The organism is Kitasatospora sp. NPDC050463 (assembly GCF_040655255.1).
Taxonomy (GTDB): Bacteria; Actinomycetota; Actinomycetes; order Streptomycetales; family Streptomycetaceae; genus Kitasatospora.
On record NZ_JBFAJO010000014.1, the window covers coordinates 21,188 to 34,330 of the forward strand.

General features: G+C 77.0%; 11 protein-coding genes and 1 pseudogene. 5 read left to right on the top strand and 7 right to left on the bottom strand.

Features of this window, described 5'->3' with window-relative positions; translation table 11 throughout:
- Positions 1-74, top strand: a pseudogene (locus AB0J08_RS11475) (phosphatidylglycerol lysyltransferase domain-containing protein); the annotation flags it as partial.
- 23 nt (positions 75-97) lie between these two features.
- Here AB0J08_RS11475 and AB0J08_RS11480 read toward each other — a convergent pair.
- A complete protein-coding gene (locus AB0J08_RS11480) occupies positions 98-871 on the bottom strand; it encodes a lysoplasmalogenase (protein ID WP_360630696.1) in 774 nt (257 codons plus the stop codon).
- Positions 872-1,097: 226 nt separating this feature from the next.
- On the opposite strand from AB0J08_RS11480, the gene AB0J08_RS11485 reads away from it, so the two are divergent.
- On the top strand, positions 1,098-2,804 hold the full coding sequence (locus AB0J08_RS11485; RefSeq protein ID WP_360630699.1) for a DUF2398 family protein: 1,707 nt from the start codon (positions 1,098-1,100) through the stop codon (positions 2,802-2,804).
- A 92-nt stretch (positions 2,805-2,896) separates the two neighbouring features.
- On the opposite strand, the gene AB0J08_RS11490 is transcribed toward AB0J08_RS11485, so the two are convergent.
- The 3 genes from AB0J08_RS11490 to AB0J08_RS11500 all read right to left on the bottom strand — a co-directional run bounded on the left by AB0J08_RS11490 (position 2,897) and on the right by AB0J08_RS11500 (position 5,083).
- Positions 2,897-3,076 (bottom strand): hypothetical protein, encoded by a 180-nt coding sequence (locus tag AB0J08_RS11490; RefSeq protein WP_360630702.1) that lies wholly within the window; start codon positions 3,074-3,076, stop codon positions 2,897-2,899.
- A gap of 326 nt (positions 3,077-3,402) precedes the next feature.
- Positions 3,403-4,053: a TetR/AcrR family transcriptional regulator gene (locus tag AB0J08_RS11495; RefSeq protein ID WP_360630705.1), complete on the bottom strand. Its 651-nt coding sequence runs from the start codon at positions 4,051-4,053 to the stop codon at positions 3,403-3,405.
- A 118-nt stretch (positions 4,054-4,171) separates the two neighbouring features.
- Complete coding sequence (locus tag AB0J08_RS11500) at positions 4,172-5,083, bottom strand: acyl-CoA thioesterase domain-containing protein (RefSeq protein WP_360630708.1); 912 nt, start codon at positions 5,081-5,083, stop codon at positions 4,172-4,174.
- A 146-nt stretch (positions 5,084-5,229) separates the two neighbouring features.
- On the opposite strand from AB0J08_RS11500, the gene AB0J08_RS11505 reads away from it, so the two are divergent.
- From AB0J08_RS11505 to AB0J08_RS11515, 3 genes are all read left to right on the top strand, one after another.
- Positions 5,230-6,615 carry an SWIM zinc finger family protein gene (locus tag AB0J08_RS11505; protein WP_360630711.1) on the top strand — a complete coding sequence of 462 codons (1,386 nt, stop codon included), beginning with the start codon at positions 5,230-5,232 and terminating at the stop codon, positions 6,613-6,615.
- Positions 6,612-9,296, top strand: coding sequence for a DUF6493 family protein (locus AB0J08_RS11510; protein WP_360630714.1), 2,685 nt, complete (start codon positions 6,612-6,614; stop codon positions 9,294-9,296). Before AB0J08_RS11505 ends, AB0J08_RS11510 begins: the two co-directional genes overlap by 4 nt.
- Before the next feature lie 160 nt (positions 9,297-9,456).
- Positions 9,457-10,404: a DUF389 domain-containing protein gene (locus AB0J08_RS11515; RefSeq protein ID WP_360630717.1), complete on the top strand. Its 948-nt coding sequence runs from the start codon at positions 9,457-9,459 to the stop codon at positions 10,402-10,404.
- 73 nt (positions 10,405-10,477) lie between these two features.
- Here the strand turns inward: AB0J08_RS11515 and AB0J08_RS11520 are convergent, their stop codons facing one another.
- The 3 genes from AB0J08_RS11520 to AB0J08_RS11530 form a co-directional block, all read right to left on the bottom strand.
- On the bottom strand, positions 10,478-11,689 hold the full coding sequence (locus AB0J08_RS11520; protein ID WP_360630988.1) for an MBL fold metallo-hydrolase: 1,212 nt from the start codon (positions 11,687-11,689) through the stop codon (positions 10,478-10,480).
- A gap of 388 nt (positions 11,690-12,077) precedes the next feature.
- The gene (locus tag AB0J08_RS11525) at positions 12,078-12,530 is read right to left on the bottom strand and encodes a MaoC family dehydratase (protein WP_360630720.1); all 453 of its coding nucleotides are present in this window, start codon (positions 12,528-12,530) and stop codon (positions 12,078-12,080) included.
- A gap of 60 nt (positions 12,531-12,590) precedes the next feature.
- Positions 12,591-13,055 carry a pyridoxamine 5'-phosphate oxidase family protein gene (locus AB0J08_RS11530; RefSeq protein ID WP_360630723.1) on the bottom strand — a complete coding sequence of 155 codons (465 nt, stop codon included), beginning with the start codon at positions 13,053-13,055 and terminating at the stop codon, positions 12,591-12,593.
- Positions 13,056-13,143: the final 88 nt, after the last annotated feature.

Genomic DNA, 13,143 nt, shown 5'->3' on the forward strand with positions numbered 1-13,143 from the left:
TCTTCTCGCGCTGGTGGCAGATCGAATCGCTGTACCGGGCCAACGCCAAGTACCGGCCGATCTGGGAGCCGCGCTATCTGCTCTACACCGGCAGGTCTCAGACCGTCACGGCCCCGGTCACCGAGCCCCCCGGGCCCGTGGACACCTGGGACGCCTCGGACGCCAGGCCCACCCGGCCCTCCTGGGGAGTCTCCGCGGCGCGCAGGAGGCCGCTGGCCAGCAGGTACTGGGCCAGGATGTACGTCGCCATGATCCAGAACTGATGCCCCGGCAGCTCCCGCCACTTCGCCAGCTTGGTGGCGATCAGGGTGTCGGAGAGCAGGAAGAGTGCCCCGCCCAGGCCGGTCCGCCACCCCAGGCCGGCCGAGGTGACCGCGGTCGAGGCGAGCAGCAGGCTGTACCCGGCGACCGGGGCCTGGAGGTTCCCGAGGTCCGGCCAGAGCCGGCTCACCATCACCGCCCAGGCCGTCGCGTACGCGGCCGCCACCACCAGCGCCCGCCGTCGGTCCGTCAGCGCCCCCTGCCGGACGAACATCGTCACGTAGCAGACGTGCGCCGCCGCGAAGGAGCCCATGCCGGCCAGGAACGCGGTGTCGTCGCCGAGCTGGAGCAGGACGTCCCCGCCGCCGCTGAGCAGCAGCGCGGGCGCCAGCAGCTTCGGTGCCTCCCGGCCGGCTGCGGTGGCGGCCGTGACGCTGTGCGCGGCCAGCAGCGGCATCAGGGCCGGCTTGGTGGCGTGCCGCAGGACGGGCGTGTCGGTGAGGATCGCGCCCAGGTGGGCCGCCGAGGTGGCGGCGAAGCCGGTGAGCAGCCCGGTGGCGGTGCGCAGGCGCCCGCGGAGAACGGCACGGGTGGTCGTACGGACGCTCATGCGGCGGTTTCCTCCGGGGGGTGGGGGCGTTCGTCCGCACCCTAGGCGACCGGGACCGTCGGGCGAAAGGGCTGGTTACCCGCGCGTAGCCCCGGGGGCGGCCGACCGGCGGCGGCCGCCGGCCGGTGCCGGGGTGCGCCGGGGCGGGGGGAGCGCCGGCCAATTCGCCGTGAGGTCCGGTTGCTGCCACCGGGGGCCGCGCCCACCGTCTAGTCTGGTCCACGACATGGAGCAGCAGGAGGACGCGGCCGGCACCACGCGGGTGGCCGGCGGCACGTCGGACGGGCACACGGGCGGGGCGGGGCAGGGCACCACCGTCGCCGTCGTCGCCGTACGCGAAGCCGGTCCTGACGTTCCCCAGGAGTCCGCCGCGGCCGCCGTCGCACTCTCGCCCGACCCGGGGCTGCTCCGGCTCGCCCACTGGTTCGCCGAGGCCGATCCCGTCACCGCCGACGACCTCTGTGTCGCCTCGTTCGGCCTCTACCCGGCCCGCCACTTCGGCGTCCCCGCCGAGCCGCCGGCCGGCCCGGAGGCCGCGGCGGGTGACACCGTGGTCAGCTGGTGGCACGGCCCCACCGCGCACGCCCCAGCCGCGCTGCGCGTGCGCGAGCCGCGGCCGGCGCGCCGCCAGCGGCGGGCCCGGCAGAGCGAGGGGTCGCTGCCCGTCGTCCTCTCAGGTGCCAAGCCGGGCCTGCCCGGAAAGCACCGCAAGCCCGAGCCGGACCGCTCGGCCGCCGGTCCGCAGGATCGTTCCGCCGCCGCCGAGCGCCGGATCGCCGCCCGCCTGCTGCTCGCCCACCCGCTGGTCACGGCCTCCGGGCCGCACGCCGACGGGTTCCCGCTGATCCGGCGTCACCGCGACTGGCTGACCGGCCAGTTCGACACCCTGCTGGGCTACCGGCTGGTGGTCGGCCCCTGGCACGCCCGCCTCTGCAAGGCCGGGCTGGGCCCCGGCGCCGCCCGCCGCCTCGAACACCCCGGCACCGGCGCCCCGTTCACCCCCGGCGGGTACACCCAGCTCGCCCTCGCGCTGGCCCTGCTGGTGGACGCCCCCGAGCACCTCCCGCTCGGCCGCCTGCTGGCGGCGATGCGGGACGCCACCCCCGGTCCGGCCGCCGCGCCCGCCGACCTCGCCATGGCCCTCGCCGCGCTGGCCGACTGGCAGGTGCTCGGCGGGATACCCGCCGACCGGACCGAGGAGGGCGTCGTCCTGACGGTGGACCGGGACCTCGCCCGCGCCGTCCCCGCCGGGCCGCCCGGCCTGGCCGGTGACGCAGCCGACCTGATCCACCGCGCCGCCGAGGCCGAGCCCGGCACCGCCGTCCGCCGCCGCCTCGCCGAGACCCCGGCCGTGCTCGCCGTCGACCTGCCCCGGGAGCAGCGCGACTGGCTCGACCTCCACCGCCGGACCGGCCCGGCCGCGCTCGCCGAGTTCCTCGGCCTGGAGGTCGAACTGCGGGCGGAGGGTGTCGCCCTGCTCGACCCCGCCGACGAGCTCACCGACCTCGCCCTGCCCGGGACGGGCACCCTCGCCCAGGCCGCCCTGCTGCTGGTCGAGCGCCTGGTCGAGGAGGTCCGCCCGCTGCCGGGCGAGGTCACCGGCGCGGACGTCCCGATCCCGGACGCGCTGATCGACGGCGTCCTCGGGGACATCGCGGACGAGTACGGTCTCCCGGCCGGCTGGCGGCGCGACTACCTCGCCGACCGCACCGCGCTGCGCCGCGAGGCCCTCGACCTGCTGCACCGGATGGGCCTGATCGCCCCCACCCCCCGTGGCACCCGCCCGCCGGGCTGGCTGCTCCGCGCCCCCGCCGCCCGCTACGCGCCCGCTCCCAACCTGCGCCCGGCCCCCGGGACGGGCCGGCACTCCCGCCGGGAGGGTCCGGTGGCCGTCCCCGGGCCGGCCGGTCCCCGGGCGGAGCAGCGGGCCTGACGGCCGGAGGCGGTGTGCGCCTCGGGGCGGGCCCGCGAAGTCGAGGTCATCGACAGGGCGACGTTCAGCCGGTCGGTGTGGCGCCGGTCACGTCACCGTCTGGCGGTGGCCGTCGTGAGGGGGCCGTGCTGGACGGTTTCGACGGTGGCTCCCACGCCCAGGGCGCCGAGGGCGACGGAGGCGAGGACGGCGGCACAGGCCAGGAAGCGGCGGTGGCGCTGGGGGAGCGGGAAGCGCGGTTCCTGGAGGGTCGCCGGAGGGTTGGCGTTCATGTCAGAGAGCGTTCCAGTGCGGCGTGAACGAGCGCTACGCGCGGGTGAAGTCCGGATGGGGGCTGGGCGTCGGTTCGTGCCGACAGGGCCCGTGGGTCCGGGGCCCGCCCCACCCCGGACGGGGGTGGGGCGGCCGGTCGGGCGGAGCCGTTCCGGCCCGGCTCACCCGGGCGGGTGGTGTCCAGTGGCCGTGGCAACCGGTCGGCGCGGGCGCGCACGCCCGACCGCCACGGCGCCACCCGGCCCGGGACGGCCGTGCGCGACCGTGCGGGTGACCGGGCGCACCACGCTCGGCGACGCCCGGCGACGGCGGGGCCCGAGGTGCCTCAGACGGTGGGCCGGACCTCGTACGGGGCCGGGTACGGCGTCTCGTACGGGGTCAGCACCAGCCGCACCACGTCCTCCAGCCGCCGCCGGGCGTCGCCGAGCGTGGTGCGCCCGGTCACCCACGCGGTCAGCTCGCCCTGCCAGGCGTGGCCGACGATGTGCCGCACCAGATCGCTGGCGGCGGCCGGCACCTCGGCCATCACCGCCTGGAGCGCGGTGCTGTCGGCCCGGGCCATGCCCTGCAGCGCCTCGCTGGCGAATGGGTCGGTGGAGGCGGCGACGGCCACCCGGAGCCGGGCCAGTTCGGGCTGGCGCTGGTAGGCGCGCATGCCTCCGCGCACGAAACGCACCACCCGGTCGGTGGCCCCCAGCCCGGCCCGCGGCCCCCGTAGCTCCGCCACCAGGTCGGCCAGCAACAGCCGGTGCCACTCGGCGATGGCCGCGGCCAACAGGTGGTCCTTGGAGGAGAAGTAGCGGTACGCCGTCCCCAGGGCGACTCCGGACCGCTCGCAGACCTGCTTCATCTGCAGCCGCTCGACACCGATCTCGTTCACCAGGGCGAGCGCGGCCGCGATCAGGGACTCGCGGCGTTCGAGCTGACGTGGAGACATCGCCTCCACCGGTCGTGGTGACAGGTCAACCTTGGTCACCCGCACCATGATACGGCTCGGGACCGCTCAGGAGTATGACGCCGACCGGTCGCCCCGCCTTCGCCCGGCGTCCACCGGCCGGCGCCCCCGGGCGAACGCGCGCGGGGCCCGGAGCCGGTCAGTGCGGCCGGGGCGACCGGTCGCGGATCAGGGCCTCCTGGACGGCGGACGCGACCAGCCGGCCGCCGCGGTCGTAGAACTCGCCGAGCGACAACCCCCGGCCGTCCGAGGAGGAGGGGCTGCGCTGGGCGAACAGCAGCCACTCGTCGGCCCGGAACGGGCGGTGGAACCACATCGCGTGGTCCAGCGAGGCCATGATCAGCCGGGGCGGCTCGGTGCGCTGGAAGAAGTTCGGCTGGACGTGCAGCCCGGCCGTCGAGGCCAGTGTGAGGTCCGAGAGGTAGGTGAGCGCGCAGACGTGCAGCAGCCGGTCCCCGGCGGGCAGCGGGGAGGCGGTGCGCAGCCAGACGAACTGCTGCGGCATGCCCGGGACGGCCGGCGGCACCCCGGGTGCGTCCGCGGGGACGAACCGCAGGTCCAGCGAGCCGAAGCCGCCCGTGCGGGTCAGCTCGGCGCGGGCCGCCGCGTCCCAGCCGGCCAGCGCGTCCGGCAGCTCCTCGGGGCCGGGCAGGGGCGGCATCTCCCGGTGGCGGTCGGCGGCGGGCTCGGGCCGCTTGAAGGAGGCGGAGAGCGTGAAGATCGCCTCGCTGCCCTGGACGGCGGTCACCCGGCGGGTGGCGTAGGACATGCCCTGGCGGACCCGGTCGACCTCGTAGCGGATCGGGCGGGCCGGGTCGCCGGGGAGCAGGAAGTAGCTGTGCAGGGAGTGCACGTCGCGGCCGTCGTCGACGGTGTGCCCGGCGGCCGTCAGTGCCTGCGCGGCCACCTGGCCGCCGAAGGCGCGCATCGGGGCCCCGGCGTGGCAGCGGCCCCGGAACGTGTTCTCGTCCAGCCGCTCGATCCGCAGCAGCTCGGCGAACGAGCCGGCGGTGTCGACGGCCCGTCTCTCCTTCTCGGTCAGGTCTGTCACAGGGACATAGTGGCAGAAGCCGCCGTCCGGCGGTGTGACCTGGGTAACCCGACCGGGGAGGGTGTGCGGTAGAACCTGTTCCAGTACCGGCTTCGGCGGGCCCGGCGGCCGACGGATTGTCAGTAGCCCCTCCTAGCGTGCTCCGCATGACGCAAGCCGCACACGCGTACGCCTATCTGCGCCCGTCCGCCGTTCTCGACGGCACCGACGGCCCGCATCTCGCCCTGGAGACCTCCGGCGGCACCACGCCGCTCGGGGCGGTGGCCAACCCGCGCTTCTTCGCGGGCTTCCTGACCGACCCGGCCCCGGCCGCCGCCGCGCTGCTCGCGGTCGCCGACGTCGCCGCCGCCCGCTACCACCAGCCGCAGCTGCGCGCCTCGCTCGACCCGGTGGTCACCGCCAACGGGGACCGGCTGCGCTTCGAGTCCTTCTCCGGCTGCTGCGGCGTCTACGCCCGGCTCGACGTGCTCCGGGACGGGCTCGACGGCGACGACATCGGCCACGGCACCACCAACGTCGACGTCAACAACCCGCTGCGGGAGGCGCTCACCCGGATCGGCCCGGCCGAGCCGCTGCACCTGGCCGTCGGGCCCGACGCACTGGAGGTCACCCTCTTCGACGGGCCGGTCGTCGAGAAGAAGGTCCCGCTGCCCGAGCGGTGGGTGCGCGGCTTCGCCGAGACCCAGGTGACGGCCGCCTCCTTCGACCTGCGCGCCGAACTCCCCGCCGCCGAGGCGGTCCGCTTCCTGCGCTCGCTGCCGCGCGGCGGCGGCCGGGCCCGGGCCGCCGCCGGGTGGGTCGTGCCGGCCGGCCGGACGCTGCGCCCGACCACTCGCCCCGTCCCCGGCGCGGTCTGCCTGCCCGGCCCGGAGCGGCTGGCGGCGCTCCAGCGGGTGCTGCGGCACGCGCTGGCCCTGCGGGTGTACGGCCCGGTGGCGGGCGACGGCCCGGCGGCCTCGGCCTGGGAGGTGGTGCTGCCCGGCATGCGCCTGACGCTCACCCTGTCGCCCGACGCCTCGCGGGGCTTCTCGGGTGAGGGCGGGGTCCTCGGCGCACTGGCCACCGGCACCGCCGAGCAGGACGCCGAACTGGTCGCGGTGCTGCTGGCCTGGGAGCCGCGGATCGACGTCGCCGAGCTGGCCGAGCAGTCCGGGCTCACCCCGGCCCGCGTCCGGGCCGCGCTCACCAGGCTCGGCACCGCCGGGCAGATCGGCTACGACACCGCCGAGGCCGCGTACTTCCACCGTCAGCTGCCGTACGACGCCGACCGCGCCGAGGCGCGGAACCCGCGGCTGCGGGCCGCGCACGCGCTGGTCGCGGCGGGTGCGGTACGGCTGGCGGCGGGCGGTGCCCTCGCCGAGGTCACGGTGGACGACCACTTCCAGCGGGTGCGCACCGACGAGGCGGGCCGGGTCAGCTGCACCTGCCTCTGGTGGGCCAAGTACCGGGGCGGGCGGGGGCCGTGCAAACACGCGCTGGCGGTCGCCGTCGTCCGGGAGCGGGCCCTGGGCGGACCGGGGGCGGGCGCGTGAGCGGCGTCGAGGACCTGCTGGAGGCGGTGCGCGAGGGACGGACACCGCAGGTGCCGGCGCTGGTCGCGGCGCTCGGTCCGGCCGAGCGCCGGGCCTGCCTGCCGGCGCTCAAGGAGCTGCGCAAGCAGACCCGGGGCGAGTGGTCGAAGGCGGCGAACGCCCGGCTCGGGGCACTGCTGGTGGCCGGGGCCGGCTGCCACGCCGGGCCGGCCGGCGCCGCCACCTGGATCGGCGGACGGGACTTCACCGGCCGCTCCTGGGCCCGCCACCCCGCGCTCGGCGAGGTGGTCGCGGCCCAGCCGGTCGAGTGGCAGATCGAGGTGGTCACCCGGCTGGCGGAGCGCCGCGGCTCGGGCTGGGGCTGGGAGCTCTACCCGCTGATCGAGCGGGTGGTCCGGCGGACGGGCTGCCCGGTGCCGGCCACCGATGCCTTCACCACCGAGTGGCTGGACCAGCTCGCGGCGGGGGACGGCCGCCACGGCTGGGCCAGGACGCTGCTGGAAAGCCTGCGCGAGGACGCCTTCACCCCGGTGCTGCTGCCCCGGGTGTTCGAGCTCGCCGACGTCGGTTGGCGGTTCGAGCAGCGGCGCACCGACCGGCCCGGGGACTCCTGGCCCGCCGCGCTGGCCGGGCTGGCGCAGTGCGGTGTGCTGGACGGCGCCGACCTGATCGACCGCTGCCTGGCCCGGCTGGTGCGCGGTGGCAAGCCCGGCGACCAGCGGGCGTTCCTCGCCGTCCTGGTGGCGCTGGCGCCCACCCCGGACGCGTACGCGAAGCAGGTCCGGAGCCTGGTCGCGCTGCTGGACGGGCTCTCGGTGGTCGCGGGCCACGCCCAGCAGGTGCTCGCCGAGCTGGACGCCGCCGCGCTGGTCGAGCCCGAGGTGCTGGCGCAGGCCTCGGCGGTGGTGCTGTTCCGGACCGAGAAGAAGCTGGTGAAGGCCCAGCTGGGCTGGCTGGACAAGGCGGCGCGGCGCTCGCCCGAGCGCGCCGGACCGGTGGTGCTGGCGGCCGCCGAGGCCTTCGGCCACCCCGACACCGCGCTCCAGGAGCGAGCCCTCGCCGTGGTGGCCCGTCACCTCAAGGCGGCCGGCGAGGCCGTCCTGCCCGAGCTGCGGTCCGCCGCCGAGGGGCTGAACCCGGCCCACCACGCCCGCGCGGGCGAGCTGTTGGGGGCGCCGGTCGGGGGCGACGACCCGGATACCGGGTGGAGCGAGCTGCTCCCGCCGGCCCCGGCGCCGGCGCCCCTGGCGGAGCCGATCGCCACGCCGGCCGAGGTCGCCGAGGAGCTGTCCGCGCTGCTGGCCGCCGACCGGCCCGGGGTCGCGGTCTTCGAGCGCACCCTGGACGGCCTCGTCCGGCACGCCCGTCTCGACCGCGCGGCACTCGCCGAGGCACTGGCGCCGGTGCTGCGGGTGCACCCCTGGAACGGCGTCGGCCGATGGCACGACTGCGGTCCGAGGGACATCCTCTACGTCGCGGCCGCCGTCGCCGGCCAGGTCGACCCGCACCAGCGGGGCACCGTCTTCCGGGCCAAGGGCCGGTCCCCGCTGCGCGGCCAGCACAACACGCGGTACGGCAACGTGTTCGCCGCCCGGCTGACCGAGGCGGCCGAGCGGGTCACGGCCGACCGGCCGCCGCTGCTGCTCGCCACCCCCACCGATGCCACCGGCGCGCTCGCGGCGGCCACGCTCGTCGACCGGCTGGCCGGCTATCAGGCGGCGGGCGTCGAGCCGGGGGAGGCCGATCTGCACGCGGCCCTGCTGCGGCTCACGGTGACCACCGACCAGGCCGTCCTGGCCGCCGCCGACCGGCTGACCTCGCCGGCCGGGCGCTGGACGGCCCGCTGGCTGCGCGAGGGCGGCCTGCCCGGCCAGCCCTCCGATCGGGTGCGCTTCGCGCCAGGCCGGGGTACCGGGAGCCGCGCCCTCCACCAGGAGCACTGGTGGGAGGACCTGAAGCGGATCTGCGTCGCCCAGCCCGGCCTCGGCGGTGGTCCGCGGGGCCCGGCGGGCGAGCGGCTGGGCGCCGACTTCCGGGCCCTGCTGGAGGGCACCGAGCCCAGCGTGGCGCGGGCCCGGCAGCAGAACGAGTGGCTCTGGCAGCCGACCGCGCACTGGGCCGCGGTCCTGCCGCACCACCGGGAGGAGCTGGCCGCCCGCTGGCTGGACTGGTTCGCCGACTCCGCCGACCGCGAGCGGCGCGGCGCGGCCGGGCTGGTGCCCGTCCTCGCCGAGGCCGGCGGCCCGGCCGGACCGGCGCTGCACCTGGCGCTGGCGTACGGGCTGGGCGCCCGCTTCCCCGAGGACCGCACGGCCGCCGTGGACGCCCTGCTCGTCCTCGCCGCCCGCGGCGACCTCGACGGCGCGCTGCTCGGCCGCGAGCTGGGTGTGCTGGTCACCGAGGGCACGGTGAAGCCGAGCCGGCTCGCCCAGGCGCTGGCCGTCGCCGCCGCCACCGGCGCGTACGGCACGGTCTGGTCGGTGCTGGCGCCCGCGCTGCCGGCCGTGCTGCCGGGCGCGCCGGTCCGCGGCACCGCGGATCTGGTCGCGGTGGCGGCGGACTGCGCCCGCCGCAGCGCGGCCCGGGGCCCGATCGCCGAGGTGGGGGAGGCGGCGGCCGGGCCGGGCGCGAGCCGGCTGGTGAAGGAGGCGCGGGCCCTGCGCGACGTCCTGGCCGGGTGAGGCCGGCCGCGGGGTCGGCCGAGCGGTCGGGGTCGGTGGCGGCGCGGGCCCGGGGTCGGTGGCGGCGGGGGTTCGGCCGGGCGCGGGCCGCAGTGACCGGGGCGGCAGGGCCTAGGGTGAGCCCGTCCCCGTCGCCGTCGAACCCCCGCCCGGAGCACCCGTGCTGCATCTGCGCCTGATCGTCCCCCCCGACCTGCGTGACGCCGTCCTCGGCGGTCTGGACGACTCCGTCGGCGTGACCCATGTGGTGCTGCTGCCGGATGCCGCCGTCCGGCCCGCCGGGGACGTGGTGCTCTGCGACGTGGCCCGGGAGTCGGCCGACGAGGTGCTGGCCACGCTGCGGGCGACCGGGCTGACCGAACGCGGGGCGATCAGCGCCGAGGAGGTCGCGCTGACCCTCTCGGCCGCCGCCGACGAGGCCGAGCGGCTCGCGCCGGGGGAGGGGGCCGACGCGCTGGTCTGGGAGGCGGTCTCCGAGATCACCCACGAGGAGTCCACCCTCACCGCCGTCTACCTCGCCTTCCTCACCGTCGCGACCATGCTGGCGGCCTGCGGCGCGGTGCTGGACAGTGCGGTCCTGGTGGTCGGCGCGATGGCCGTCGGGCCGGAGTTCGGGCCGCTGGCCGGGCTCTGCGTCGCACTGGTCCAGCGGCGCGCCAGCCCCGCCCTGCGGTCGCTGACCGCCCTGGTGGCCGGATTCGCGGTCGCGATGGCGATGACCGTCCTGTTCTCCCTGCTGATGGACGAGTTCGGGCTGTTCAGCCGGGTGAGGTTCGACGGTGTGCGGCCGAACACCTCGTTCATCTGGCAGCCGGACGCGACCTCCTTCGTGGTGGCGTTCCTCGCGGGTGTCGCCGGCCTGCTCTCGCTGACCTCGGCCAAGGCCGGGATGCTGGTCGGCGTGGCGATCTCGGTGACCACCGTGCCGGCGGCCGCCAACGCGGCGGTCGCCCTCGGCTACGGCGACCTGGACCAGTTCCGGGGCTCCAGCGTGCAGCTGCTGCTGAACCTGCTGGGGATCGTGCTGGCGGGGGTGCTGACGCTGCTGGTGCAGCAGGGCGCCTGGCGGATGATCCGTCGCCGGGCGAAGCAGGAGGCGGCGGGCTGACGGCGCCGACGCGCACCGGGGCCGCCGCGCACCGGGGCCGACGCCGCGGGACGGGCGCGCGGCCGGTGTCCGCTCAGACGGTGACGCCGTCGTCCTCGGCGGCGTCCTTGGGGCGGACCGGACCGCCGGCCGCCGGATCCGGGCCGCCGACCGCGGCGGCCAGACCGTCCGGGACGAGCAGCTCCCGGCCGCCCTGGGGCAGCGCCGCGACGGCACGCCACCAGAGCCGCAGGGCGGGCGGCTCCACCGGCTCGAAGGGTTTGCCGGGGCGGGGTACCGCCAGCCGGGCGCCGAGCGCCTGGGCCGCGGCCACCACCCGTTCGGCGGGCTCCTCCCACGGGTGCGGCGCCAGGTTGAAGGTGCACCAGTGGATCGGCAGCAGGAGCTCGCCACCGAGGTCGAGATGGGCCCGGACGCCCTCCTCGGGCGTCATGTGCACCTCGGGCCAGAAGTCGCTGTACGCGCCGACCTGCATCATCGTCGCGTCGAAGGGGCCGAGTCGACGGCCGATCTCGGCGAATCCGGGGAAGTAGCCGGTGTCGCCGCTGTGGAAGAGCCGGTGTCCGCCGCCGGACACCACCCAGGACGCCCAGAGGAACAGCGAGCTGGTGCGCGGACCGCGGCTGCAGTAGTGCCGGGCCGGGGTGGCGGTCAGGGTCAGGCCGGCGACCTCGGCCGACTCCCACCAGTCCAGCTCCACGATCCGGTCGGCGGGCACGCCCCAGTGCTCCAGGTGCGCGCCGACCCCGAGCGGGACGGCGAAGACCGCCCCGGTGGCGGTCAGCGCGCGGACCGCGGCCATCTCCAGGTGGTCGTAGTGGTCGTGCGAGACCACCACGACGTCCACCGGGCCGAGTTCGGCGAGCGGCAGCGGCACCGGGTGCAGCCGCTTGGGGCCGGTCCAGCCGAACGGTGAGCAGCGCTCGCCCCAGACCGGGTCGAAGAGCACCCGGCGGCCGCCGATCTCGGCCAGCACGGTGGCGTGGCCGAGCCAGGTCAGCCGCAGCCCGGAGGCGGCGGGCCGGGCCAGGTCGACCGGGAGCAGCCGGTGCAGCGGCACGGCGGCGGTGGGCATCCGGCGGATCTTGTCGGCGGCGAGCTGGGCGCGGGTGATCTCCAGCGGGCTGCGCTCGTAGACCAGCCGGCGGGTCGGCAGCGGGTTGCGGAAGGCGCCGTCGGCGAACTGCGGCGAGTGGTGGATCCGCGCCAGCCGCTCGCCCCGGGGGTCGGCGCCGAAGGCGTCCGTCCGGACCCGGTGCCAGGCCGCGCGGGGCAGTCCGGCCAGGCCCGGGGTCGTTCCGGTCGCGGTGGGAGTGGAGAACTGCGAGGCCAGACCGGCGATGCGGGAGAACCACGGGACGGGGCGGGGCACGGCACCTCCAAGGACGGCTACGGCTACCGGGCATGCCGGGGCGCGTACCCACGGCGGCGAGACCTAGGCGGTACGACAACCATCTCGTCGGAGGTTACTCGTACTGGGCTGTCCGGACCCGGTGGACGGCCCGGCGCGTGCCGTTCGGCGTACGTCGGGCCGACCGGGCCGGGTGAACGGCGCGCGCGGCCACGCCCGGAGGCGGCGAGGGCGGGCCTGCGGGCGGCCGGGGGCGGGCAGGGCACACGCGGGCACGCCCGGCGGCGGCCCGGGGTGCCGTGCCCGGGGCGGCCCGCCGGGCTCAGGCGTAGAAGCGGGTGATCGTCTCCGCGACGCAGTGCGGCTTCTCGCTCGCCGCGCTGGTGATGGTGAACCGGACCACCGCCTGGACCCCGCCGGGCACCTCGGTCGCGGAGACCAGCTCGGCGGTGGCCCGCAGCGCCGTGCCGACCGGCACGGGAGCCGGGAAGCGCACCTTCTCCGAGCCGTAGTTCAGCGCCATCCGGACGCCCTCGACGCTGTAACACTCCTTGGCCAGCACCGGGATCATCGACAGCGTGAGGTAGCCGTGCGCGATGGTCGAGCCGAACCGGCTCTCCTTCGCCCGCTCCGGGTCCACGTGGATCCACTGGTGGTCGCCGGTGGCCTCGGCGAACAGGTCGATCCGCTCCTGATCGACGGTGTGCCACCGGCTGGTGCCGAGCTCGGTGCCGACGGCGGCGGTCAGGTCGGCGAGGGAGGCGAAGGTCGTCACGGTGCGCTCCTGGTGGCAGGCGGGGGTGGGAACTCGGGGGAGAGTATGCCTACCGGCCGGTCACCTGCCAGGGGGTGGTCCGCCGGCCGCGGCGGTCAGGAGCGCTGCACGGCGGCCGGCGGGCAGCAGTCGGCGGCCGCCGACCAGCTCCGGCACCACGGCGACGAACATCGGGTCCGGATCGCCGACCCAGGGGCGCAGTCCGGTGCGCAGCGCCCGGCGGACCAGTTCCGGCTCGCGCACCACCTCCGCCCGGCCGTGGACCAGGACGCTCCAGCCGGTCCGGGTGAGCGGGTCCAGCTGGTCGGCCTGGAAGGCGACGACGGTGCCGTCCAGCCCGCGCGCGGTGCTGCTGCTCCGGCGCACCGCCAGCAGCAGGCGCCCGTCCGCGGTGACGTCGAAGGAGACCGGCAGGACGGCGGGCAGCGCGTGCTCGGTGTACACCACGCGTCCGACGGGCACGGTGCTGAGCAGCCGCAGGCACTCGGCCTCGCACAGGGTCTCCGCCCGGTCGTCACGATCCATGGCTCCGATCGTCCCCCCGCCGGTGCGCGGCCGATAGGGCCCATGGTCCTGGAGCAGCCGGGCCGGGAGCCCCGTCGGCGGGGCCCGG